This window comes from Agromyces selenitireducens, from assembly GCF_052748465.2.
Map to the genome: position 1 here is coordinate 2,552,484 of NZ_CM188259.1, position 22,197 is coordinate 2,574,680.

Genomic DNA, 22,197 nt, shown 5'->3' on the forward strand with positions numbered 1-22,197 from the left:
CCGGGCCCGCACCGCGCGTGTCGTAGTGTGCTGTCAACGACAGAAAGGCGCACCGTGGACCTTCGCATCGGCATCCAGAACTCCCCCCGCGAGCTCGGCTTCGAGACCTCGCAGACGGCGGAGGAGGTCGAGCAGGCCGTCTCCGCCGCACTCACCGGGCAGTCGCCGGTGCTGCGCCTCACCGACTCCAAGGGCGCCGTCTACGTGGTGCCCGCCGCCGCCCTCGCGTACGTCGAGATCGGCACCGAAGAGGCTCGCCGGATCGGGTTCGTCGGCTGATGGAACTGCTGTTCGTCACCCTCGGCGGCGCGCTGCTCGGCCTCGCGGCCCGCTACACGATCCCGCGGCGCGGGATGCACGGCGTGGTCGTCGTGCCGGCCGTGGGCGCCGCCGCCGCGGCCGTGGCCTGGGTCGCGCTCACCTGGGTCGGCCTCGCCTGGGACGGCGGTTGGATCTGGGTGATCGCGCTCGTCGCGGCGGCGCTCGCGTCGGTCGGCGTCGCGATGTACCTCGGCCCGCGCCGCGAGCGCCTCGACGCCGAGCTGTTCGCGCATCTCGCGAAGGTCGGCGTCGCGCGAAGCTGACCGCCTACGCGGACGGCGGAACGCTCGCTTCCGTCAGGCGGTGAGCCCGAGCGCGTCCATCCGGCGCGTGTGCGCGGCGATGAGCTCGGTGAACACGGGCTCGACATCGCTGCCCAGGGTGCCGCTCGACTCGGCGGCCCGGATGGCGGAGTGCGCGATCAGCAGGGTGTCGCCGACGAGGCTGCGCCCCCACAGCGCGAGCCGGTCGTCGAGCGTGGGCTGCGCGGCGATCGCCGCGGCGAGCTCGCGCTCGATCACCTCGCTCGCGCCGCGTTCGCCCAGGATGCCGCGCACGCGGGCGCCCAACTCGGCCGGAAGCCCCTCGGAGAGCTGGGCGAAGTAGTCGTCGAGCATGCCCGAGGTGATGTGGATGCCGAGCAGCAGCTCGTACCAGTCGGCGCCCGACGTGGCCTGGCGGAATCGGTCGGTGGCGGGCGCGAACGGCGCCATGACCTCTGCCGGCTCGGCCCCGAGGCGGCGCAGCTCGGCGATGAGGTCGTGGTGCTTGCGCAGTGCGACGCCGGCCGCGGCGCTCAGGCCCTCCTTGGCGGCGAGGTCCGGCGCGGTCGCGACGGCCTTCGCGAGGCTCTCGAAGAACTCGAGCTGGATGTAGGCGGCCTGGCCGAGGAAGGCGACCGGCTCTGGGACGATCTCGGTGAAGTCGATGCGGGTGAGGTCGGTGGCCACGACCCTGGGCCGCAGCCGTGGAGCGTCGGGGCGCGGCATCCGCGCTCGTGACCGGTTCACCATGTCGGACAGCATATCCGGGCGCTCACAGCCGCCTCGGATAGGCTGTCCCTGCACGCGGGCGATGGAACCGCGGCCGTGCGCCTGGGATCGGAACAGGGCGCACCTCTCATTCCGCATCACCGACAGGCAGACACTTGACCACGTTCACCGAACTCGGCATCGTGCCCGACATCGTCGAGGCCCTCGCCGGGAAGGGCATCATCGATGCCTTCCCGATCCAGGAGCAGACCATCCCGCTGGCCCTCTCCGGCCAGGACATCATCGGCCAGGCGAAGACCGGCACCGGCAAGACCTTCGGGTTCGGCCTGCCGCTCATCCAGCGCCTCGGCGACGACCCCGAGGGCGGCGTGAAGGCCCTCATCGTCGTGCCCACGCGCGAACTGTGCGTGCAGGTCACCGAAGACCTCGAGCTCGCGGCATCCAACCGCCCCACCAAGATCGTGTCGATCTACGGCGGCAAGGCCTACGAGGGCCAGATCGAGCAGCTGAAGGCCGGCGCGCAGATCGTCGTCGGCACGCCCGGCCGCCTCCTCGACCTCGCCAGCCAGCGCCTGCTGTCGCTCAAGAACGTCAGCGAGATGGTGCTCGACGAGGCCGACAAGATGCTCGACCTCGGCTTCCTCGCCGACATCGAGAAGCTGTTCTCGCAGACGCCCGCGAACCGTCACACCATGCTGTTCTCGGCGACCATGCCGGGCCCGATCGTGGCGCTCGCCCGCCGCTTCATGGTGCGCCCCATCCACATCCGCGCGACCGACCCCGACGAGGGCCTCACGCAGGCGAACATCAAGCACCTCGTCTACCGCGCGCACTCCCTCGACAAGGACGAGGTGATCGCCCGCATCCTCCAGGCCGACGGCCGCGGGAAGACCGTCATCTTCACGCGCACGAAGCGCGCGGCGGCGAAGCTCGTCGAAGAGCTGAACGACCGCGGCTTCAACGCGGCCGCCGTTCACGGCGACCTCAACCAGGACCAGCGCGAGCGCGCGATGGCCGCGTTCAAGGCCGGCAAGAAGGACGTGCTGATCGCCACGGACGTCGCGGCCCGCGGCATCGACGTCCTCGACGTCACGCACGTGATCAACCACACGATCCCCGACGACGAGAAGGCGTACCTGCACCGCGTCGGCCGCACGGGCCGTGCGGGCAAGACCGGCATCGCGGTGACGTTCGTCGACTGGGACGACCTGCACAAGTGGGCCCTCATCAACCGCGCGCTCGAGTTCGGCCAGCCCGAGCCCACCGAGACGTACTCGTCGAGCCCGCACCTCTACACCGACCTCGACATCCCCGAGGGCACGAAGGGGCGGCTCAAGCCCGCACCGACCGCGCCGCCGACTCGCTCGAGCACCGCGGGCCGTCGTGAGGGCGAGGCGGCAGCGGATGACGCGTCCCGGCCCGCACGGTCGCGCTCGCGTCGCCGCACCCGCGGTGGCCGGCCCGACGGCGATGACGCTTCGGCGTCGCCCGCTGCAGACGGCGGTGCGCCCGCCGACGTGAAGGAGCCCGGCGCCGGCACCCACGACGGCAAGGGCCACGAGCACCACGACGGCAAGCCCGCCCCGCGCCGGCGTCGTCGTCGCGGCGGCCGTTCCGGCGGCGGCACGGCCGCGCCGGCCGCCCAGGCCTGACCGGCCGCGTCAGCGTGCCGCGCGTTCCCCCGCGCGCGGAACGACGGGCGACGACCCCGTCCCCTCCGAGACGATCCGCTCGACGACCTCCGGCTCGGTCGTGTACTCCCCCAGCCGGTTCGGCTTGCCGAGCCCGTGGTAGTCGCTCGACCCGGTGACGGCGAGGCCGTAGCGGCGCGCGAGCGCTCGCAGGCGCGGCTTCGCGGCCTCCGTGTTCTCGGGATGGTCGATCTCCAGGCCGAACAGGCCGGCGTCCACGAGCTGGCGGATCCGCGCTTCCGGCAGGACGTCCTCGGCGCCGCGCGTGCCGGGGTGCGCGAGCACGGGCACGCCGCCCGCGGAACGGATGAGCCGGATGCCGGTCATCGGGTCGGGCGCGTAGTGCGGCTGCGCATACCCCGAGCGCCAGTGCAGGATGCCCGCGAACGCGTCGGACCGGGTCGCGGCGTGGCCGCGCGCGACGAGCGCGTCGGCGATGTGGGGACGGCCGATCGTCGTGCCGTCGACCGTCTGGGCGAGCACGTCGTCCCAGGTGAGGTCGTAGTCGGCCGCGATGCGCTCGACGATCCGCTCGGCCCGGGTCACGCGCGACTCGCGGATCCGCGCGGTCTCGGCCACGAGGCCCTCGTCGCGCGGGTCGACCAGGTATCCCAGGACGTGCACGCTCGCGAACTGGATCCGGGTGGACAGCTCGATGCCCGGGATCATCACGATGCCGTGCTGCTCCGCGGCCGCGCCCGCCGCCGCCCACCCGGCGGTGGAGTCGTGGTCGGTGATCGCGAACGCCTCGAGTCCCGCCCGTGCCACGGCGGCGACCAGTTCCGCCGGGGAGTCGGTGCCGTCGGAGACCGTCGAGTGCGTGTGCAGGTCGGCCCGGACGGCGACGGGGTCGTGAGCCATCCCCCCATCGTAGGCGCGCGTTCCCCGGCGACTCCCAGCCGACATGCGGCTCGCACGCGCCTGCCGCTCCGGTCGCTGGCCTACGCTGGAGAACGATGCTCCCCCGCACCCTCGGCTGGGCGTTCCTGCTCGGCACCGCCGCCCTCGCCGTCGTGCTGCTGTGGCCGCAGGCGTTCGGCCTCCAGAACCAGTGGATCGCCGCGCACGTCGTCGCCCTGCGCGGCGCCGCGGCGTTGTGCGCGGCCGTGGCATCCGTGATCTTCGTCGTGCTCGCACTCGGCCGGTCGGCGCGCCGCTTCGGCGCTGCCATGGCGGCGATCCTCATGCTCTTCGCGATCGGGAACGTGGGCGTGCTGGCCGTGCGCGGCGTCGGGATGGGCGGTGCGCCCGCCGCCGCGGCATCCGATTCGGTCACCGTGCTGTCGTGGAACACGCTCGGCGAGGTGCCGGACGCGGCCACGATCGCCGACCTCGCGCTGTCGGCGGGTGCCGACGTGGTCGTGCTGCCCGAGACGACGGCCCCGCTCGGCGAGCAGGTCGCGATCGCGATGCGGGAGGGCGGCAGCCCGATGTGGGTGCACACGCAGGCGTTCGACGACGTGGCGAAGGCACGGTCGACGACGATCCTCATCACCCCCGACCTCGGCGACTACGCCGTGGTGAACCCCCAGGCGCCGGGCCCGCCGGGGAACACCAACACGCTGCCGAGCGTGGTCGCCGAACCGGTCTCGGGCGCCGGTCCGCGCATCGTCGCGGTGCACGCCGTCGCGCCGATCCGATGGGAGCTGCGCAACTGGCGCAGCGACCTCGACTGGCTCGCCGAGCAGTGCGCGGGCGACGACGTGATCATGGCGGGGGACTTCAACGCGACGCTCGACCACTTCGCCGGCCGCGGCGTCGACGGCGGCGACCTGGGCCGGTGCGCGGATGCCGCGGCGGCGGGCGGCGCCGGCGGCCTCGGCACCTGGCCGACCGGGGTCCCGCCGCTCCTCGGCAGCCCGATCGACCACGTCCTGGCGACGCCCGGCTGGTCGGTCGAGTCGTTCCGCGTGGTCGAGGGCCACGATGACGCGGGCAGCGATCACCGGCCGGTCGTGGCCACCCTGGTCCGCAGCTGAGCGTCGGGGCGCGGTGCGAGAATGGACGCATGACGAACACCGGCGACGCCACCGCGACGGCCCACGAGGCCCGATCCCTCGACGAGACCACGGCCGAGGAGACCGGCCGCAACGCCAACCGGTCGACGACACCGGAATCCGAGGGGTTCAGGTCGTTCATCGGCGGCGGCTGGGCCGAACGCGACGAATCGCTTCCGTCGCCGCGGGAGCAGGCCGCCTACGCCTCGGCACGCCGGGCCAGGGTCTCGGCCGAGTTCCCGGGCCAACGACTCGTCATCCCGGCCGGCGACATGAAGCAGCGCGCCAACGACACCGACTACCCGTACCGCGCGCACTCGGCGTTCACGCACCTGACCGGCTGGGGTTCGGACTCCGAGCCCGGCGCGGTGCTCGTGATGGAGCCGTCCGGCGACGCCGGACACACGGCGACCGTGTACTTCCGCGAGCGCGCCGGCCGAGACTCCGAGGAGTTCTACGCCAACCCCGCCATCGGCGAGTTCTGGATCGGCGCGCGCCCGTCACTCGCGCACGTCGCCGCCGACCTGCAGGTGGAGACGCGAGGCATCGCCGACCTCGACCGCGTGATGGACGCGGTCGACACGGCGACGCTCATGCTCCGCGAGGCCGACCCGGCGATCACCGAGCGCGTCGACCACGCGCGCCTCCGCTTCGCAGCCGAGGCCGCGCTCTCGACGAACGCGTCCGACGCGCCGTTCAGCCTCGAGGTGAACGCCGAGCACGAGCCCGACGGCGAGCTCGCGCGCGTCCTGTCCGAGTTGCGCCTGGTGAAGGACGAGTACGAGGTGGCCGAGCTGCGCGCGGCGGTCGACGCGACCGAGCGCGGCTTCGCGGAGGTGCTCGCCGAGCTGCCCCGCATCACGAGCGAGGTCCGCGGCGAGCGCGTGATCGAAGGCGTCTTCGCGACGCGTGCGCGGCTCGACGGCAACGACGTGGGCTACGCCTCGATCGCGGCGGCCGGTCCGCACGCGACGATCCTGCACTGGACCCGCAACGACGGCCCCGTGGTCCCCGGCGACCTCGTGCTGCTCGACGCGGGCGTCGAGCGCGACAGCTACTACACGGCCGACATCACGCGCACGTTCCCGGTGAACGGCACGTTCTCGGCCGTCCAGCGCCAGGTCTACGAGGCCGTGCTCGAGGCGGCGGACGCCGCCTACCGCGTCGTGCGGCCCGGCGCGATCTTCCGCGAGATCCACGCCGCGGCGATGGAGGTCATCGCGAAGCGCACGGCCGAGTGGGGTTTCCTCCCGGTCCCGGCGGAGGAGTCGCTGAAGCCCGAGAACCAGTTCCACCGCCGGTACATGGTCCACGGCACGAGCCACCACCTCGGACTCGACGTGCACGACTGCGCGCAGGCGCGCCGCTCCATGTACATGGACGGCGTGCTCGAGGCCGGCATGGTCTTCACGATCGAGCCGGGCCTGTACTTCCAGCCCGACGACCTCACGGTGCCGGAGGCGTTCCGCGGCATCGGCGTGCGCATCGAGGACGACATCCTCGTCACCGCCGACGGCGCCGAGAACCTCTCGGCCGGCATCCCGCGCACGGCCGACGAGGTCGAGGCGTGGGTGCGCGGCGCACGCGGCTGAGCTCGGCGCCCGCGGCTGCGGCGCGGCGATCGGGGCGACGGACGCCGCGTGGCGGGTGCCGCGCGGCCGGCGTCAGGCCTCGCCGGCGTCGCGCCGCTCGCGGGCGGCGCGGCGCCGGGCGTCCTGCGCCTCGCCGTACGTGCGCGGACGGGAATCGTCAGAGGGGGGCGTCGCGGGCGGCTGCCCCGCCGACGGCTCGGCGGCCGCGGGCTCGGCGGGCGGTTCGGCGGGCGGCGCGGGCGCCTGGACGGGCGGCACGGGCGCGGCCGGCGACGCCGGCACCGCGGCATCCGTCACCCCCAGCACGTTGCGGGCCCGGGACACGTGCTCGGGGTCGCCGATGATCGCGTAGCGCGTCGCGAGCACCTGCATGACCGAGGTGAAGTCGCGGCGGCGACGGTTCAGCGAGTACGACACGACGCTGAAGATCATGCCGAACCCGGCGCCGATGAGGATCGCGGCGCCGAGGATGCCGAGCGCATCGGGCGAGAAGATGAACAGCAGCAGGCCGAGGAACGTGCCGAACCAGGCCCCGGAGAGCGCGCCGGCACCCGCCGCGCGACCCCAGGTGAGCTTGCCCGTGATGCGCTCGACCGTCGTGAGGTCGTGCCCGACGATCGAGAGCTCCTTCACCGGGAACTCCGCCTTCGAGAGCTTGTCGACCGCGGACTGCGCCTCTTGGTACGTCTCGTAGCTCGCGATCGTCTCGCCCTTGGGCAGCGTCGGATAGGTGCGGCCGAGCCGGCCGCCGAACGGGCTCTGCGTGCTCACCCGGCCATTCTCCCATGCGCCCGCCGGCCCGGGCCGGATGCCGGGCCGCGGGGGTAAGTTGGAGGCGTGAGCGCCACGAGAGTCTTCGTCGCCCGACTCGCCGGGTGCCCCGTCTTCGACCCCGCGGGCGACCGGGTCGGCAAGGTGCGCGACGTCCTCGTCGTGTACCGCAAGTCCGACCCTCCGCGCGTGGTGGGGCTCATCGTCGAGATCCCGGGCAAGCGCCGCGTGTTCGTGTCGATCGGGCGGGTGACCTCGATCGGCGGCGGCCAGATCATCACGACCGGCCTCATCAACCTGCGCCGCTTCGAGCAGCGCGGCGGCGAGGTGCGCGTGATCGCCGAGATGCTGGGCCGCAAGGTCGCCTTCAACGACGGCTCCGGCACGGCGACGATCGAGGATGTCGCGATCGAGGAACGCGATCCCGGCGAGTGGGAGGTCGACCAGCTCTTCGTGCGGCGGCCCAAGACGAGCGCCTCGCCGTTCGCCAAGGGGCCGTCGGCGTACGTGACGTGGCGCGAGGTGCGCGAGCTGACCGCCGCCGGAGAGGCGCAGTCGGCCGAGCAGCTGATCGCGACCTATTCCGAGCTGAAGCCCGCCGACCTCGCGAGCACGTTGCTCGACCTGCCGCCGCAGCGCCGCCAGGAGGTCGCAGTGGAGCTGCCCGACGACCGGCTCGCCGACGTGCTGGAAGAGATGCCCGAGGCCGACCAGGTCGACATCCTCGCCAAGCTCGGCGACGACCGTGCGGCCGACGTGCTCGACCACATGTCGCCCGACGACGCCGCCGACCTCATCGCGCAGCTGCCCGAGGAGCGCGGCGAGCACCTCCTCGAGCTCATGGAGCCCGAGGAGGCGGAGGACGTCCGGTTCCTGCTGTCCTACGGCCCCGACACCGCGGGCGGCCTCATGACGACCGAGCCGATCATCGTGTCGGCGGATGCCACGGTCGCCGAGGGGCTCGCGCTCATCCGCCGCCACGACCTGCCGCCCGCGCTCGGCGCGGCCGTGTGCGTGACGCTGCCGCCGTACGAGCCGCCGACGGGCCGGTTCCTCGGCATCGTGCACTTCCAGCGGATGCTGCGCTACCCGCCGCACGAGCGGCTCGGCTCCCTCATCGACCAGGGCCTCGAGCCCGTGACCGCCGACACGTCGGCGGCCGAGGTGAGCCGGATCCTCGCCAGCTACGACCTCGTGTCGGTGCCCGTCGTCGACGAGAAGCACCGGCTCGTGGGCGTCGTCACGATCGACGACGTGCTCGACTACCTGCTGCCCGACGACTGGCGAAGTCATCCCGAAGACGAGGGCGAGGTGACCAGACGCGCGAGCGCTCGCGCCCAGCTCGCCACCGGCAGCATCCCGATCGCACCCGGAAGGAGGGCAGGAGATGGCACGCGCTGACGCCGACGACCGTCGGTTCGACACCCCGAAGGGCCTGGGGCGCTCCGCCTCGCCCCTCCGTCTTCCCCGGGACCGCGACCGCTTCGGCCGGTTCACCGAGTGGGTCGCGCGGAACATGGGCACGCCGTGGTTCCTGCTCGGCCTCACGCTCTTCGTGACGTTCTGGATCCTCTGGAACACGCTCGCGCCCGCCGCATGGCGGTTCGACTCGGTCGAGCTCGGTTTCATCGCCCTGACGCTCGTGCTGTCGCTGCAGGCGTCGTACGCCGCCCCGCTGATCCTGCTCGCGCAGAACCGCCAGGACGACCGCGACCGGGTGCAGATCGAGCAGGACCGGCAGCGCGCCGAGCGCAACCTCGCCGACACCGAGTACCTCGCGCGCGAGGTCGTCGCGCTGCGGCTCGCCGTGCGCGACCTCGCCTCCAAGGACTTCATCCGCCAGGAGTTGCGGCAGGTGCTCGACGAGCTCGACCGCCGCGATGAGGAGGAAGGCACCCATGCCGCATCGTGACGCCGCTGACGCCCCTGACGGCGCTGACGGCGCTGCCGCGACGGGTGCCGAGCGGATGACGCCCGCCGACGTCGAGCGGGCGGTGCACGCTGCGCTCGCGGGCGTGATCGATCCGGAGATCCGGAAGCCGATCACCGAGCTCGACATGGTCGGGGCGGTCACGGCGACCGCGGCCGGCGTCGACGTCGACGTCCGCCTCACGATCGTCGGGTGCCCCGCGTCGGATCGCATCGAGCGCGACGTGCGCGCGGCGGCCGAACAGGTCGTGGGCGAGGGTAACGCCGTGGTGCGGCTGGGCGTCATGACGCCGGAGCAGCGGCAGGCCCTCACCGAGCGCCTCCGCGGCGGCCGCGAGGCTCGCGGCAACCCGTTCGGGCCGGGCACGCTCACGCGCGTGATCGCCGTGACGAGCGGCAAGGGCGGCGTGGGCAAGTCGACGGTCACGGCGAACCTCGCGGTGGCGCTCGCGGCGCGGGGCCTCTCCGTCGGGCTCGTCGACGCCGACGTGCACGGCTTCTCGATCCCGGGCCTGCTGGGCCTCGTCGACGAACACGGAAATGCGCCGCGTCCGACCCGTGTCGACGACATGATCCTGCCTCCGGTGGCGCACGGCGTGAAGGTGATCTCGATCGGCATGTTCGTGGAGCCGGCGACGCCGGGCGGCCGTGGGTCGTCGGTCGCGGTGGCGTGGCGCGGGCCGATGCTGCACCGGACGCTGCAGCAGTTCCTCACCGACGTGTACTTCGGCGACCTCGACGTGCTGCTGCTCGACCTGCCGCCCGGCACGGGCGACGTCGCGATCTCGCTCGGCCAGCTGCTGCCGAACGCCGAGGTGGTCGTCGTGACGACGCCGCAGCCGGCCGCGGCCGACGTGGCCGAGCGCTCGGGGCTCGTCGCACGGCAGACCGGCCAACTCGTCGTGGGCGTGGTCGAGAACATGGCCGGGTTCGCCCAGCCCGACGGCACCGTGCTCGACCTGTTCGGCGAGGGCGGCGGCGGCGAGGTCGCCCGGCGCCTGTCCGAAGGCGTCGACGAGCCCGTGCCGCTGCTCGCGACGGTGCCCCTCAGCGTGGCGCTCCGTCGCGGCGGCGACGACGGCGTGCCGGTCGTGCTCGCCGAGCCCGACGACCCGGCTGCGCGCGCGATCGAGCAGGCGGCCGACGCGCTCGCGCAGCGCTCGCGCTCGCTGGCAGGCCGCCGGCTCGACGTCCGGGTGCGGTGAGGCGGATGCCGCGGGCACGTCGGCGGTCGATGGCCGCGGTCGCCGCGGTGGTGCTCGTCACCGGCCTCGCGACGGCGCTCGCGGGTTGCTCGAGCGACGCCCCGGAGACGGACCCGGGATCCTCCGTGACCCCGGCCGCCGAGGTCGCCGGCCTCCGCGTCGAGGTGCGCCAGGGCCGCTTCGACGTGCCCGACGGCGTGCTCGTGGTCTCGTTCGCGAACGAGGGCGACGAGTCCGTGACCGTGGAGCGCGCCGAGGTGCGGTCCCCCGCGCTCGAGCCGGGCATGGAGCGCACGCGCCCGTTCGACCTTGCCCCGGGCGACCGGCTCGACGTGCGGATGCCGCTGACCGCGAGCGTCTGCGACGCACGCCCCGACACGGTCGTCGCGGTCGAGTTCCACGCCGATGGCGGCTCGGACGGCGGCACGATGCCGGCCACGGCCGTGCTCGTGCCGACCGATCCCTACGACACGATGGCGCGCATCGCCGACCGCGACTGCCTGGCCGAGTCCGTCGCGGCGGCCGCGACGATCGTGCTGCCGGAGCGGCTGCGCACGGCCGGCTCGGGCACGGACGCACGTGCCGTCATCGACGTGCGGGTCGAGCCCGCGGCATCCGGCGATGCCGCCGTCACGATCGATCGGGTGCTCGGCACGACCCTGATCGGTTCCGAGTCCGGCGGAGCATGGCCCGTCGGCCTGGCAGTCGAGGCGGGCGACGCCGTCGCGGGCATCGAGCTGCCCGTACGTCCCGCGCGGTGCGACGCGCACGCCATCGCCGACGACAAGCGCGGCACGATCCTGCCGTTCGAGCTCGCGACGTCGGACGGGCGCGCCGGCGTGCTCGAGCTCGCGTCCGGCGACGCACTCAAGGCTGACCTGTACGCGTACTACGCCGAGCGCTGCGGCCTAGACTGACCGCGTGTCCATCGCCGCCACCCGAACGCCGGTCCACTCCTCGCTCGGCACCCTGCTCGGCGACCTCGTCGCCTCGACGGGGCTGACGGTCCCCGTCCCGTCGCCCGCGACGGGCGAGCGCCTCTTCGACCTGCCGCGCTCCAGCGCCGACGACGTCCGCGGAGCGGTGTCGCGCGCTCGGCTCGCGCAGGTCGCATGGGCGCGTCTCGGCTTCGCCCAGCGGCGCCGGGTGCTCCTGCGGGCGCACGACCTGATCCTCGACCGGCGCGAGCAGCTGCTCGACCTCACCCAGCTCGAGAGCGGCAAGACCCGCGGCCAGGCCTTCGAGGAGGTGTACCAGGCGGCATCCGTCACCCGTTGGAACGCGCTGAAGGCGCGCCGGGTGCTCGGCGGAGGCCGTCGCCGAGCCGGCATCCCCCTCGTGCTCTCGGCTCGGGTCCGGTACCGCTCCAAGGGCGTGGTCGGCGTCATCACGCCGTGGAACTACGCGGTGAGCCTCGGCGCGATGGACGTCGTTCCCGCCCTCGCCGCCGGCTGCGCCGTGGTGCAGAAGGCCGACGACCAGGGTGCGCTGTCGGTCCTCGCGCTGCGGCGGGCGTTCATCGACGCGGGCCTGCCCGAGGCGCTCTGGGCGGTCGTGGCCGGTGACCCCGCGGAGGCGGGAGAGGCCCTCACCGACGAGGTCGACTACATCTGCTTCACCGGGTCGACGGCCACGGGCCGGCGCATCGCCGAGAAGGCAGGACGCCGCCTGGTGGGCGCGTCGCTCGAGCTGGGCGGCAAGAACGCGATGATCGTGCTCGACGACGTCGACGTCGAGCAGGCCGCAGCGGATGCCGCGCACGCGTGCTTCTCGTCGATGGGTCAGCTCTGCGTGTCGATCGAGCGCATCTACGTGCACCGGCGCGTCGCCGAGCCGTTCACCGCGGCGCTCGCGGCGCGGCTGTCGGACCCGCGGATCGGCTCGGGCCTCGACCACGACGCCGACTACGGCAGCCTCGCGACCGAAGCCCAGCTCGAACGAGTGCGCACCCACCTCGACGACGCCGTGTCCAAGGGCGCCCGGGTGATCGTCGGCGGCCGGGCACGCCCCGAGATCGGACCCTGGGCGTTCGAGCCGACGATCCTCGCCGGGGTGACCCCGGAGATGCGCGTCGCGACCGAGGAGACCTTCGGCGCCATCGCGAGCCTCGCCGTCGTCGACGACGAGACCGAGGCGGTGCTCCTCGCGAACGAGTCCGAGTACGGCCTGAACGCGTCGGTGCTCACCGGCTCGACGCGCCACGGCCTCCGGCTCGCGCACGAGATCGACGCGGGAAGCGTCAACGTCAACGAGGGCTACCGCGGCAGCTTCGGCTCGGTGGACGCGCCGATGGGCGGCCTGAAGGAGTCGGGCGTCGGCCGGCGGAACGGACCGGAGGGCCTGCGGCGCTTCGTCGACCCGGTGACGATCTCGGTCAACCGCCGGCTGATCCCGCTCCCGCACACGGGGCGCGACTACGCGCGGCTCGTCGGCCCCCTCGTGCTGCTCGCCCGCGTGCTGCGGGCGCTCCGCCGGGCCTGAGACGATCGCGCCCGACCGAAGGGGCACCGCGGACAGGGCGCGCGACGGATCAGGTCGCCTCGGAATCGAACGGGGCGCCTTCGCCCGCGGCGAGCACCTCTCGCTTGCGCTTGCGCTGCAGGTAGGCCGAGTTCTCATTGACCGCCGACCGCGCGACGACCGGGCGCTGCGGCTCGGCGAAGGGGTCGACCTCGGTCAACGCCTCGCGGATGATGCGGCGGGGGTCGTACTGCCGAGGGTCGAGCTTCTTCCAGTCGACGTCCTCGAAGTCGGGCCCCATCTCCTCGCGCATGCGATCCTTCGCGCCGTTGGCCATGTCGCGCATCGAGCGGACGAACCGACCGAGCTGCGCGGCGTAGTGCGGCAGGCGCTCGGGGCCGAGCAGGAAGACGGCGATCACCCCGATGATGAGGAGTTTGTCGAAGGTGAGGCCGCCCATGTCGTCAAGGATAGTGGGCGGCGAGGCATGCGAGGCCACCACGGCCGTGGCCCCTAGGCTTGGGGGTCGAGAGAACCCCGGGAGCCGCCACGTGTCCGAACACGACCTGAACTGGAAGTACGTCGACGAGTCGGTCGTCGAGTCGGAGTCGATCGCGAAGGCCCGTCAGCAGTCCCTCGAGCTCGGCGTCGAGCCGGTTGCGCCCGCTGTCGGTGCGCAGCTCGCGGTGATCGCGGCGGCAGCCGGTGCGCGCGCGATCATCGAGATCGGCACGGGGCTCGGCGTGTCGGGCCTGTGCATGCTCCAGGCGGCGCGCGGCGCGCACCTCACCTCGATCGACACCGAGACCGAGTACCAGCAGCACGCACGCGAGCACTTCACCGAGGCCGGCATCGCCCCGGCGCGCGTCCGCCTCATCGCGGGGCGCGCGAGCGAGGTGCTGCCGCGCATGAACGAGCGCTCGTACGATGTCGTCTTCGTCGACGCCGACGCACCTTCGGTCATCGAGTACGTCGAGCACGGGCTCCGCCTGGCCAAGCCCGGCGGCAGCGTGCTGGTGGCTCGGGCGCTGTGGAAGGGGAGGGTGGCCGACCCGGCACGGCGGGACGACGCGGCGACGGCGTTCCGCGGGCTCATCTCGGAACTCGCGGGTTCCACCGCCGTCGTCACCGCCATCTCGCCGGCCGGGGACGGCCTGCTGCAGATCGTGAAGCTGGGCGCCTGACCTCAGGCTGCGTTCACGACGCCGCCGAGGACGTCGTAGAGCTCCTTGGCCTCAGCGTCGTTCACCGAGACGACGAGACGACCGCCACCCTCGAGGGGCACGCGCACGATGATGAGGCGCCCCTCCTTCACAGCCTCCATCGGTCCGTCTCCAGTGCGTGGCTTCATGGCCGCCATTGAGCTACCCCTTTCGTGGCTGAACCTCCATTATCCCGCACCTTGGAGTCGGCCGGGAAATCGTCTCCGGTTCCTGTGGATCCCGTCGCCCGTCGTTCACCGCGCGTTGCGCGCTCGTTCGGGCGCCGCAGCTCACGGCGGAGTCCAGTCGACGCCGTCGATCCCCCAGCAGATCAGCAGCCACCCGACCTGCAGTGCGAGGAACACTGCGACGAGCCCACCGCGCCACCACGGCGAGCGCGGCACCGCGAGCGCGCCGGCGATCGGGAACAGCGGTGCGAGGATGCGGAACGTGCTCGACTGCGGGAAGAACACGGCGAACACGTAGAGCGCGTAGCTCGCGAGCCAGAGCCGGATGTCGACGCCGAGCCGCTTCGCCCACGGGGAGGCCAATGCCGCGCCGAATGCGACGACGAGCGCGATCGGCACGATGGTGCCCATCGGCTGTCCGAGCCACCACTCCCCCGACTGGAACCACGGCGTGAGCGGCACGAGCTCGACGTATCCGATGTAGGCCGACCGCCACGCGAGCTCGGTGTCGGTGTAGGCGGTGAGCGAACCGGTCGCGGCCCACGCGATGCCCGGCCAGGCGAGTCCGGCGATCCCGGCGAACACCGCCACGGATGCCACGACGACGCGCTCCCGCACGGGGAACGGGTCGCGACCGCGCGTGGACCACCGCACGATCCAGTGCAGCCCGAGCGTGAGGGCGAAGGCGAGTGCGCCCGGCCGCGTGAACGCCCAGATCGCGAGCACGGGCACGAGCCATCCGTACCGCCGGTCGACGAGCAGGAGCAGCGCGACCGCGAGCCACAGGAAGCCGAGCGATTCGGCATAGCCGAACTGCATGATCGGCGCGACCGGCGCGACGCAGAAGAGCGCGACGGCGAACATGGCCTGGTCCGGCTCGAGGAAGCGCGACATGAGACGGTGGAACACGAGCGCGGCACCGAGCCCTGCGGCGAGCGCGATGAGCACCGACGCGACATCCCACGGCACGCCGATCGTCGTGAACACGCGGACGATCCCGGGGTACACGGGAAGGAACGCCCAGGCGTTCTCGCCGACCTGCCCGCCGTCGGTGAGCGGCAGTTCCGTGGGGTACCCGGTCGCGGCGATGATCTGGTACCAGCGCGCGTCCCAGATGTTGGCGTACTCGAAGTAGCCGGGGCGCGCCGCGGTCCAGGGGTTGGCGCCCTGTTCGCGCGCGAGCAGCATGACGAACACCGTGGTGACGAGTCGCGACGCCGCGTACACGACGAGGACCCGTGCCCACCACGGCAGGAGGCGCCAGCGCACGCGCGGCGCCCACCGGTCGTACCGGGCGGGATCCGGTCGCCGATCGACGTCGGTGCTGCTCACGCCGTGCCTACGCGCCAGGTCCGGTCAGCCAGGCGCGCAGGGCGCGTTCGCACCTGAGGATCTCGTCGCAGTCGACGCGTTCGTCGTCGGCGTGCGCCAGCAGCGGGTCGCCCGGGCCGAAGTTCACGGCGGGGATGCCGAGCGCGCTGAAGCGCGCCACGTCGGTCCAGCCGTACTTCGGCCGCGCCTCGGCGCCGACCGCCTCCACGAAGTGCTGCGCGAGCGGGTCGTCGAGGCCGGGTCGTGCGCCCTCGGACGCGTCGACCACGGTGAGCTCGTAGTCGGGGAACAGGTCGCGCACGTGCGTCGTGGCATCCGCCACCGAACGGCTCGGGGCGAACCGGTAGTTGAGCGTCAGCACCGCCTCGTCGGGGATGACGTTGCCGGCGACGCCGCCGCGCACGAGCACGGCGTTGAGCCCCTCGCGGTAGTCGAGCCCGTCGACGCGCACGGTCTCGGCCTCGTACGCGGCGAGCCGCTCGAGTGCGGGCGCGAGCTTGTGGATCGCGTTCTCGCCCACCCAGCTGCGGGCGGAGTGCGCGCGACGCCCGCCGGCGCGCAACTCGACGCGGAGCGTGCCGTTGCAGCCGCCCTCGACCTCGGCGCGGGTCGGCTCGCCCAGGATCGCGAAGTCCGCCCGGAACAGCTCGGGGTGCACGCGGAGCACGCGACCCAGCCCGTTGAGGTCGGCGGACACCTCCTCGTGGTCGTACCACATCCACGTCACGTCGACCGCGGGCTCGACGAGCTCGTGCGCCAGCTTCAGCTGCACGGCCACGCCCGCCTTCATGTCGACCGTCCCGCGACCCCAGAGGATGCCGCGACCATCGACCTCCTCGTACCGCGTCGGCAGGTTGTCGTTGATCGGCACGGTGTCGAGATGCCCCGCGATCACGACCCGGCGCGCGCGGCCGAGGTTCGTCCGCGCGACGATCGTGTCGCCGTCGCGGACCACCTCGAGGTGCGCGGCATCCGCCAACGCCTCGACGATCAGGTCGGCGAGCGGCCCCTCGTCGCCCGAGACGCTCGGCACGTCGCAGATCGCCTGCGTGATGGCGACGACGTCGGCGGACAGGTCGAGCGCGGCCGTGGGCCGGACGGGAGCAGCCATGCCGTCGAGTCTACGGGCGGGCCGGCGGGTGAGCGGATGACGCGGAGCGGGCCCCGCGTCATCCGCCGACCTGCCGGTCACTGCCTCGGTACGCTTGAGGCATGCCCGCAGACTCGCCGAACCCGACCGCGCCCACCGCCGCCTGGGGCGACGGTCTCGCCACGATCGCCACCGATGGGACCGTGCTCGACACGTGGTACCCGGCGCCGCAGCTCGGCGAGCTGCCGACTCCGGAGCCGGCCGCGTGGGAGCCGCCCGCGGGAGCCGTCGGCCCCGACGAGCGACGGGGCGTCCGCGTGGAGGCCGTGCGCGTCGCCATCCGGCTCGACGAGCCGCCCGCGGGCACGTCCGACGCCTACCTGCGCCTGCACCTGCTGTCGCACCTGCTCGTTCGCCCGAACGGGCTGAACCTCGACGGGATCTTCGGCCATTTGCCGAACGTCGCGTGGACCAACGCCGGGCCCGTCCACCCCGCCGACCTCGACCGGCTGCGCCCCGCGCTGCAGCGCGCGGGCATCCACGTGACAAGCCTCGACAAGTTCCCGCGCCTGCTCGACTACGTGATCCCGGAGCGGGTGCGCGTCGCCGACGCGTCGCGCGTGCGCCTCGGCGCGCACCTGGCCCCGGGCACGACGGTCATGCACGAGGGCTTCGTGAACTTCAACGCCGGCACGCTCGGCGCGTCGATGGTCGAGGGCCGCATCTCGCAGGGCGTCGTCGTCGGCGACGGCAGCGACATCGGCGGCGGCGCCTCCATCATGGGCACCCTCTCGGGCGGCGGCACCGAGCGCGTCGCGATCGGCGAGCGAGCCCTGCTCGGCGCGAACGCCGGCATCGGCATCTCGATCGGCGACGACACGGTGGTCGAGGCGGGCCTCTACGTCACCGCCGGGACGAAGGTCGTCGTGAAGGGCGCCGCGGGCGAGCGCGACCGCATCGTGAAGGCCGTCGAGTTGTCCGGACGGCCGAACCTGCTGTTCCGCCGCAACTCGCTCGACGGGAGCGTCGAGGTGCTCTCGCGCTCGGGCGAGGGCGTCGTGCTGAACACGGCCCTGCACGCCTGAGCGCGCGCCGCCGCGGCATCCTCCGGCGTCTGCGGGCCGGGGTACAGTATTGACCCGAGGCCGCCCCGCAGGCGGCCGGCCGCATGCGCGACGAGGCCATGCGACGAGCACGAGGGAGTGGCGTGGGCACGGACGCACCGAGGACCGCACGGCACCGGTGGGGCCGCTTCCTGGTCGGCCTGCTCGTGACGGTGCTCGTCGTCGCGGTCGTCGCCGCCGGGCTCGGCTGGTGGACCGTGCAGCGCTCGTTCCCGACCGCCTCGGGCCGCATCGTCGTGCCGGGCCTCGCGGCCCCGGCCACGGTGTACCGCGACGATGCCGGGATCCCCCACATCGTCGCCGAGACCGACGGCGACCTCTTCTTCGCCCAGGGCTACGTGCACGCGCAGGACCGCTTCTGGGAGATGGACGTCCGGCGTCACGCCACCGCCGGCAGGCTCGCCGAGCTGTTCGGCGAATCGCAGGTCGTCAGCGACGCGTTCGTCCGCACCCTCGACTGGCGCGGTGTCGCCGAACAGGAGTACTCGCTGCTCGACGCCGACACGCGAGCCGCGTTCGACGCGTACGCCGAGGGCGTCAACGCCTACCTCGACCGTCGCTCGGGCGTCGAACTGTCGCTCGAGTACGGCCTGCTCGCGCTGCAGCGGCCCGGCTACGAGCCCGAGCCGTGGACCGCGGTGGACTCGATCGCCTGGCTCAAGGCCATGGCGTGGGACCTCCGGTCGAACCTCGGCGACGAGATCGACCGGGCGCTGCTCTCCGCCGAGCTGCCGCCCGAGGAGGTCGCGCGCCTCCACCCCGCGTTCCCGTTCGGGTCCAAGCCGACGATCGTCGACGGGCCCGTCGCCGCAGCGCCGGCCGCCGAGTCGGTCCGATCGATTCCAGCGGATGCCGCGGCATCCGTCACCCCAGGGGCACCCGAGCTCGAACCCGGCCACGTCGACGCCCTCGCATCGCTCGCGTCCACCCTCGACGGGCTCCCCGAGCTGCTCGGCCCCGAGGGAGGCGACCTCGGCTCGAACTCGTGGGTGGTCTCCGGCGCGCTCACCGAGTCCGGGCTGCCGCTGCTCGCGAACGATCCGCACCTCGGTCCGGCGATCCCCTCCATCTGGACCCAGACGGCCCTGCGGTGCGCGCAGCAGAACTCGGCATGCCACTACGACGTGGCCGGCTTCGGCTTCGCCGGGCTCCCCGGCGTGGTGATCGGCCACAACGACCGCATCGCGTGGGGCCTGACGAACCTGGCGCCGGATGTCGCGGACCTTTACCTCGAGCGCGTGCAGGGCGACTCGTACGAGCTCGACGGCACGCTCGTGCCGCTCACGGTGCGCGAGGAGGTCATCGAGGTCGCCGGCGGCGAGCCGGTCACGATCACCGTCCGCCAGACCGGTCGCGGCCCGATCGTCACCGACATCTCCGACGACTTCGGTCGCGTCGCGGAGGACTACGCCGCCGTCGCGACGCCGGGCGAACCGCCCGCCACGCCCGACACCGAGCTCGCGGTGTCGCTGCAGTGGACGGCGCTGACGCCGGGCGTCACGCCGCGCTCCATCCTCGCCATGAACCGCGCGCAGGGCTGGGACGACTTCAGGGCCGCCGCCGAGCTGTTCGACGTGCCCGCGCAGAACCTCGTCTACGCCGACGTCGAGGGCAACATCGGCTACCAGGCGCCCGGGCGGATCCCGGTGCGATCCGCCGGCGACGGCACGCTTCCCCTGCCCGGTTGGACGAGCGCGAACGGCTGGACGGGGTTCGTCGAGTTCGACGCCCTGCCGTCGGTGCTGAACCCGGAGCGCGGGTACCTCGTCACGGCGAACAACGCCGTCGACGACGAGGGCCCCGGCCTCACGCGCGACTGGGACCACGGCTACCGCGCCGAGGGGATCGAGCAGCGACTCGGCGAGCTCATCGCCTCGGGCGAGCCGCTCACCGCAGCGCAGATGGCCGAGGTCCAGCTCGACACGCGAGACGCGAACGCGGAGGCGCTGCTTCCCGTCATCGCCGAGCTCGACCTCGACGGCGACGCCGCCCGCGGCGCCCGCCTGCTCGACGGCTGGGACGGATCCGCCGAGGCCGACAGCGCCGAATCGGCGTACTTCGCGGTCTTCTGGCGCACGCTGCTCGATCGCATGTTCGGCGACCTGCCGGAGTCGACGCGTCCGCAGGGCGGTGACCGGTGGTTCTCGGTCGTGCACACCCTGCTCGGCGAGCCCGACAATGCCTGGTGGACCGATGACGAAGCCGAGGCGAGCGGACGCGACGCGGTGCTCGCCTCGTCGCTGGCGGCGGCGTGGGCCGAGGCGTCCGACCTCCTGGGAGACGACCCGTCCGAGTGGCGCTGGGGCGCCCTGCACACGCTCGACCTCGAGCACTCCACCTTCGGCTCGTCGGGCATCGGCGTGTTCGAGTGGGCGTTCAACCGCGGCCCCCACGAGCTCGGCGGCGGGTCGGCGATCGTGAACGCCAACGGATGGGACGCGAGCGTCGGCTACGAGGTCGATTGGGTGCCGTCGATGCGCATGGTCGTCGATCTCGACGACTTCGACGACTCCACGTGGATCAACCTCACGGGCGTGTCCGGCCACGCCTTCCACCGCAACTACGACGATCAGGCCGAGTTGTGGCGCGACGAGCAGATGCTGCCGTGGGCGTTCACGGTCGAGGCCGTGCGCGAGTCGACGCGCCACTCCCTGCAGCTGCGACCGCCCGGCGACTGAGCCGCGACGGCACGGCTCGATTCACCGCAGCACCGAGCTGAGCAGGAGGCTCGTCTCGCTGTTGACGACGCCGTCGATCGAGCGGATGCGACCGAGCACCCGGTCGAATTCGCCGAGCGTCTCGGTCCGGAGCTCGGCGACGAGGTCCCAGCCGCCGTTCGTCGTGTGCAGGGCGATGATCTCGGGGAAGCCCCGCAGCCGCCGGATCACGTCGTCGGTGCTTCGCCCCTCGACCTCGATGAACGAGACGGCGTGGATCGCGAGCGGGTCGGCCTCGTCGCGGACGCGCACCGAGAATCCGACGATCGTGCCGGATGCCACGAGCCGGTCGATACGGCCGTTGACGGTCGCCCGGGCCACCCCGAGGCGGCGCGCGAGCTCGGCGACGGGTGCCCTGCCGTCCTCGCGGAGGAGCGCGAGCAGGCGGCGGTCGAGGTCGTCGAGATACTCCATGCACACATCGTACCTTCGAGGTGCGCACTCTGCTCATCAGGCCGTCGTTCCGTGAGCACAGAGGTCGTTGCCGTTGCATATCGACGGGAATTACCCTGAACTGCACGCAACATGGAAAGGAATTCGATGACGAGCTTCGTCGACGTACGCAACATGGTCGGCTGGGTCGCCCGCACCGGTCCCGAGCCCATCATCGCCGGGATCATGGAGTACCTCGAGCAGGACTTCGCGCGGTGGGAGAGCTTCGACAAGACCCCGCGCGTGGCCAGTCACACGCCGTTCGGCGTGATCGAGCTCATGCCGACGAGCGACCACGAGTCGTACGCCTTCAAGTACGTCAACGGCCACCCGTCCAACCCCGCGCGCGGATACCAGACCGTGACGGCCTTCGGCGTGCTCGCCGACGTGCACAATGGATACCCGACCTTCCTCGCCGAGATGACCGTGCTCACCGCGCTCCGCACCGCGGCCACCTCGGCGTTCGCGGCGAAGCTGCTCGCCCGGCCCGACTCGCAGGTCATGGCGATGATCGGCACCGGCAGCCAGGCGGAGTTCCAGGCGCTCGCCTTCCGCAGCGGGCTCGGCATCACGAAGCTCCGCGTCTATGACGTCGACCCCGACGCGATCGCCAAGTTCGTGCGCAACATGCTCCCCCTCGGCTTCGAGATCGAGGTCGCCGGCAGCGCTGCAGAGGCCCTCGACGGCGCCGACGTGGTCACGACGTGCACCGCCGACAAGGCGCGCGCCACGGTCGTGGCCGACGAGTGGGTGCGGCCCGGCATGCACCTGAACGCCATCGGCGGCGACTGCCCCGGCAAGACCGAGCTCGACCCCGCCATCCTCGACCGCGCCGGCGTGTTCGTGGAGTACACCCCGCAGACGCGGATCGAGGGAGAGATCCAGGCCAAGGCGCCCGACTTCCCCGTGACCGAGCTGTGGGAGACCCTGACCGGCCGCGCGCCCGGCCGCACGAGCGCCGAGCAGATCACGCTGTTCGACTCCGTCGGCTTCGCCATCGAGGACTTCTCGGCGCTGCGCTACGTCCGCGACCAGGTCGCGGGCACGAACTTCGAGCAGCGGATCGACCTCGTCGCCGACCCCGAGGACCCGAAGGACCTCTTCGGGCTCGTGGGCGCCTTCTCCCCGGTCGGCTGACGGATGTCGGTCCAATC

At 72.7% G+C, this 22,197-nt stretch carries 22 protein-coding genes; 14 read left to right on the top strand and 8 right to left on the bottom strand.

Going from position 1 to position 22,197, the window contains the following annotated elements; genetic code table 11:
* Nucleotides 1–54: 54 nt before the first annotated feature.
* A complete protein-coding gene (locus tag ACULK4_RS11855) occupies nucleotides 55–279 on the top strand; it encodes a DUF3107 domain-containing protein (RefSeq protein ID WP_445964614.1) in 225 nt (74 codons plus the stop codon).
* The gene (locus tag ACULK4_RS11860) at nucleotides 279–584 is read left to right on the top strand and encodes a hypothetical protein (protein WP_445964615.1); all 306 of its coding nucleotides are present in this window, start codon (nucleotides 279–281) and stop codon (nucleotides 582–584) included. Before ACULK4_RS11855 ends, ACULK4_RS11860 begins: the two co-directional genes overlap by 1 nt.
* 33 nt (nucleotides 585–617) lie before the next feature.
* Here ACULK4_RS11860 and ACULK4_RS11865 read toward each other — a convergent pair whose 3' ends face one another.
* Nucleotides 618–1,334, bottom strand: coding sequence for a ferritin-like fold-containing protein (locus ACULK4_RS11865; protein ID WP_445964616.1), 717 nt, complete (start codon nucleotides 1,332–1,334; stop codon nucleotides 618–620).
* Between the two features lie 134 nt (nucleotides 1,335–1,468).
* On the opposite strand from ACULK4_RS11865, the gene ACULK4_RS11870 reads away from it, so the two are divergent.
* A complete protein-coding gene (locus ACULK4_RS11870; RefSeq protein WP_445964617.1) occupies nucleotides 1,469–2,965 on the top strand; it encodes a DEAD/DEAH box helicase in 1,497 nt (498 codons plus the stop codon).
* 9 nt (nucleotides 2,966–2,974) lie between these two features.
* On the opposite strand, the gene ACULK4_RS11875 is transcribed toward ACULK4_RS11870, so the two are convergent.
* Nucleotides 2,975–3,865 carry a PHP domain-containing protein gene (locus tag ACULK4_RS11875; protein ID WP_445964618.1) on the bottom strand — a complete coding sequence of 297 codons (891 nt, stop codon included), beginning with the start codon at nucleotides 3,863–3,865 and terminating at the stop codon, nucleotides 2,975–2,977.
* 95 nt (nucleotides 3,866–3,960) lie between these two features.
* Here ACULK4_RS11875 and ACULK4_RS11880 point away from each other — a divergent pair, with 95 nt between their 5' ends.
* Nucleotides 3,961–4,983 carry an endonuclease/exonuclease/phosphatase family protein gene (locus tag ACULK4_RS11880; RefSeq protein ID WP_445964619.1) on the top strand — a complete coding sequence of 341 codons (1,023 nt, stop codon included), beginning with the start codon at nucleotides 3,961–3,963 and terminating at the stop codon, nucleotides 4,981–4,983.
* Between the two features lie 29 nt (nucleotides 4,984–5,012).
* Nucleotides 5,013–6,593, top strand: coding sequence for an aminopeptidase P family protein (locus ACULK4_RS11885; RefSeq protein WP_445964620.1), 1,581 nt, complete (start codon nucleotides 5,013–5,015; stop codon nucleotides 6,591–6,593).
* Between the two features lie 72 nt (nucleotides 6,594–6,665).
* On the opposite strand, the gene ACULK4_RS11890 is transcribed toward ACULK4_RS11885, so the two are convergent.
* Complete coding sequence (locus ACULK4_RS11890; RefSeq protein ID WP_445964621.1) at nucleotides 6,666–7,364, bottom strand: YflT domain-containing protein; 699 nt, start codon at nucleotides 7,362–7,364, stop codon at nucleotides 6,666–6,668.
* A 66-nt stretch (nucleotides 7,365–7,430) separates the two neighbouring features.
* On the opposite strand from ACULK4_RS11890, the gene ACULK4_RS11895 reads away from it, so the two are divergent.
* The 5 genes from ACULK4_RS11895 to ACULK4_RS11915 are packed head-to-tail and all read left to right on the top strand — an operon-like array spanning nucleotide 7,431 to nucleotide 12,979.
* Complete coding sequence (locus ACULK4_RS11895) at nucleotides 7,431–8,765, top strand: magnesium transporter MgtE N-terminal domain-containing protein (protein WP_445964622.1); 1,335 nt, start codon at nucleotides 7,431–7,433, stop codon at nucleotides 8,763–8,765.
* A complete protein-coding gene (locus ACULK4_RS11900; RefSeq protein ID WP_445964623.1) occupies nucleotides 8,752–9,276 on the top strand; it encodes a DUF1003 domain-containing protein in 525 nt (174 codons plus the stop codon). The genes ACULK4_RS11895 and ACULK4_RS11900 overlap by 14 nt, the downstream gene beginning before the upstream one ends.
* A 55-nt stretch (nucleotides 9,277–9,331) precedes the next feature.
* Entirely contained in the window at nucleotides 9,332–10,498 is a 1,167-nt protein-coding gene (locus tag ACULK4_RS11905; protein WP_445964720.1) for an Mrp/NBP35 family ATP-binding protein, read from the top strand.
* A gap of 5 nt (nucleotides 10,499–10,503) precedes the next feature.
* Entirely contained in the window at nucleotides 10,504–11,415 is a 912-nt protein-coding gene (locus tag ACULK4_RS11910; RefSeq protein WP_445964624.1) for a hypothetical protein, read from the top strand.
* A 4-nt stretch (nucleotides 11,416–11,419) separates the two neighbouring features.
* Entirely contained in the window at nucleotides 11,420–12,979 is a 1,560-nt protein-coding gene (locus ACULK4_RS11915) for a succinic semialdehyde dehydrogenase (RefSeq protein WP_445964625.1), read from the top strand.
* A gap of 49 nt (nucleotides 12,980–13,028) precedes the next feature.
* Here ACULK4_RS11915 and ACULK4_RS11920 read toward each other — a convergent pair whose 3' ends face one another.
* Nucleotides 13,029–13,418 (bottom strand): twin-arginine translocase TatA/TatE family subunit, encoded by a 390-nt coding sequence (locus ACULK4_RS11920; protein WP_445964626.1) that lies wholly within the window; start codon nucleotides 13,416–13,418, stop codon nucleotides 13,029–13,031.
* 91 nt (nucleotides 13,419–13,509) lie between these two features.
* On the opposite strand from ACULK4_RS11920, the gene ACULK4_RS11925 reads away from it, so the two are divergent.
* Complete coding sequence (locus ACULK4_RS11925) at nucleotides 13,510–14,142, top strand: O-methyltransferase (protein ID WP_445964627.1); 633 nt, start codon at nucleotides 13,510–13,512, stop codon at nucleotides 14,140–14,142.
* 2 nt (nucleotides 14,143–14,144) lie between these two features.
* Here the strand turns inward: ACULK4_RS11925 and ACULK4_RS11930 are convergent, their stop codons facing one another.
* From ACULK4_RS11930 to dapE, 3 genes are all read right to left on the bottom strand, one after another.
* A complete protein-coding gene (locus tag ACULK4_RS11930) occupies nucleotides 14,145–14,318 on the bottom strand; it encodes a DUF3117 domain-containing protein (protein WP_019179788.1) in 174 nt (57 codons plus the stop codon).
* A gap of 132 nt (nucleotides 14,319–14,450) precedes the next feature.
* Complete coding sequence (locus ACULK4_RS11935; RefSeq protein ID WP_445964628.1) at nucleotides 14,451–15,680, bottom strand: hypothetical protein; 1,230 nt, start codon at nucleotides 15,678–15,680, stop codon at nucleotides 14,451–14,453.
* A gap of 7 nt (nucleotides 15,681–15,687) precedes the next feature.
* Nucleotides 15,688–16,791 carry a succinyl-diaminopimelate desuccinylase gene (gene dapE, locus ACULK4_RS11940; protein WP_445964629.1) on the bottom strand — a complete coding sequence of 368 codons (1,104 nt, stop codon included), beginning with the start codon at nucleotides 16,789–16,791 and terminating at the stop codon, nucleotides 15,688–15,690.
* Between the two features lie 101 nt (nucleotides 16,792–16,892).
* Here dapE and dapD point away from each other — a divergent pair, with 101 nt between their 5' ends.
* Together dapD and ACULK4_RS11950 are read left to right on the top strand one after the other, a co-directional pair.
* Nucleotides 16,893–17,855, top strand: a complete 963-nt coding sequence (dapD, locus tag ACULK4_RS11945; protein ID WP_445964630.1) for a 2,3,4,5-tetrahydropyridine-2,6-dicarboxylate N-succinyltransferase — start codon at nucleotides 16,893–16,895, stop codon at nucleotides 17,853–17,855.
* A 122-nt stretch (nucleotides 17,856–17,977) separates the two neighbouring features.
* Nucleotides 17,978–20,572: a penicillin acylase family protein gene (locus tag ACULK4_RS11950; RefSeq protein ID WP_445964631.1), complete on the top strand. Its 2,595-nt coding sequence runs from the start codon at nucleotides 17,978–17,980 to the stop codon at nucleotides 20,570–20,572.
* Nucleotides 20,573–20,593: 21 nt separating this feature from the next.
* Here the strand turns inward: ACULK4_RS11950 and ACULK4_RS11955 are convergent, their stop codons facing one another.
* A complete protein-coding gene (locus ACULK4_RS11955) occupies nucleotides 20,594–21,025 on the bottom strand; it encodes an Lrp/AsnC family transcriptional regulator (protein WP_445964632.1) in 432 nt (143 codons plus the stop codon).
* Nucleotides 21,026–21,151: 126 nt separating this feature from the next.
* Here ACULK4_RS11955 and ocd point away from each other — a divergent pair, with 126 nt between their 5' ends.
* Nucleotides 21,152–22,180: an ornithine cyclodeaminase gene (ocd, locus tag ACULK4_RS11960; protein ID WP_445964633.1), complete on the top strand. Its 1,029-nt coding sequence runs from the start codon at nucleotides 21,152–21,154 to the stop codon at nucleotides 22,178–22,180.
* The last annotated feature ends 17 nt before the right edge of the window (nucleotides 22,181–22,197 follow it).

What these genes read in the sequence shown, in the direction of transcription:
- dapD (WP_445964630.1), top strand. Translation starts at nt 16,893, where the DNA reads ATGCCCGCAGACTCGCCGAACCCGACCGCGCCCACCGCCGCCTGGGGC.
- ACULK4_RS11885 (WP_445964620.1), top strand. Translation starts at nt 5,013, where the DNA reads ATGACGAACACCGGCGACGCCACCGCGACGGCCCACGAGGCCCGATCC.
- ACULK4_RS11930 (WP_019179788.1), bottom strand. Translation starts at nt 14,318, where the DNA reads ATGGCGGCCATGAAGCCACGCACTGGAGACGGACCGATGGAGGCTGTG.
- ACULK4_RS11955 (WP_445964632.1), bottom strand. Translation starts at nt 21,025, where the DNA reads ATGGAGTATCTCGACGACCTCGACCGCCGCCTGCTCGCGCTCCTCCGC.
- dapE (WP_445964629.1), bottom strand. Translation starts at nt 16,791, where the DNA reads ATGGCTGCTCCCGTCCGGCCCACGGCCGCGCTCGACCTGTCCGCCGAC.
- ACULK4_RS11905 (WP_445964720.1), top strand. Translation starts at nt 9,332, where the DNA reads ATGACGCCCGCCGACGTCGAGCGGGCGGTGCACGCTGCGCTCGCGGGC.
- ACULK4_RS11920 (WP_445964626.1), bottom strand. Translation starts at nt 13,418, where the DNA reads ATGGGCGGCCTCACCTTCGACAAACTCCTCATCATCGGGGTGATCGCC.
- ACULK4_RS11875 (WP_445964618.1), bottom strand. Translation starts at nt 3,865, where the DNA reads ATGGCTCACGACCCCGTCGCCGTCCGGGCCGACCTGCACACGCACTCG.
- ocd (WP_445964633.1), top strand. Translation starts at nt 21,152, where the DNA reads ATGACGAGCTTCGTCGACGTACGCAACATGGTCGGCTGGGTCGCCCGC.
- ACULK4_RS11910 (WP_445964624.1), top strand. Translation starts at nt 10,504, where the DNA reads ATGCCGCGGGCACGTCGGCGGTCGATGGCCGCGGTCGCCGCGGTGGTG.
- ACULK4_RS11880 (WP_445964619.1), top strand. Translation starts at nt 3,961, where the DNA reads ATGCTCCCCCGCACCCTCGGCTGGGCGTTCCTGCTCGGCACCGCCGCC.
- ACULK4_RS11860 (WP_445964615.1), top strand. Translation starts at nt 279, where the DNA reads ATGGAACTGCTGTTCGTCACCCTCGGCGGCGCGCTGCTCGGCCTCGCG.
- ACULK4_RS11865 (WP_445964616.1), bottom strand. Translation starts at nt 1,334, where the DNA reads ATGGTGAACCGGTCACGAGCGCGGATGCCGCGCCCCGACGCTCCACGG.
- ACULK4_RS11900 (WP_445964623.1), top strand. Translation starts at nt 8,752, where the DNA reads ATGGCACGCGCTGACGCCGACGACCGTCGGTTCGACACCCCGAAGGGC.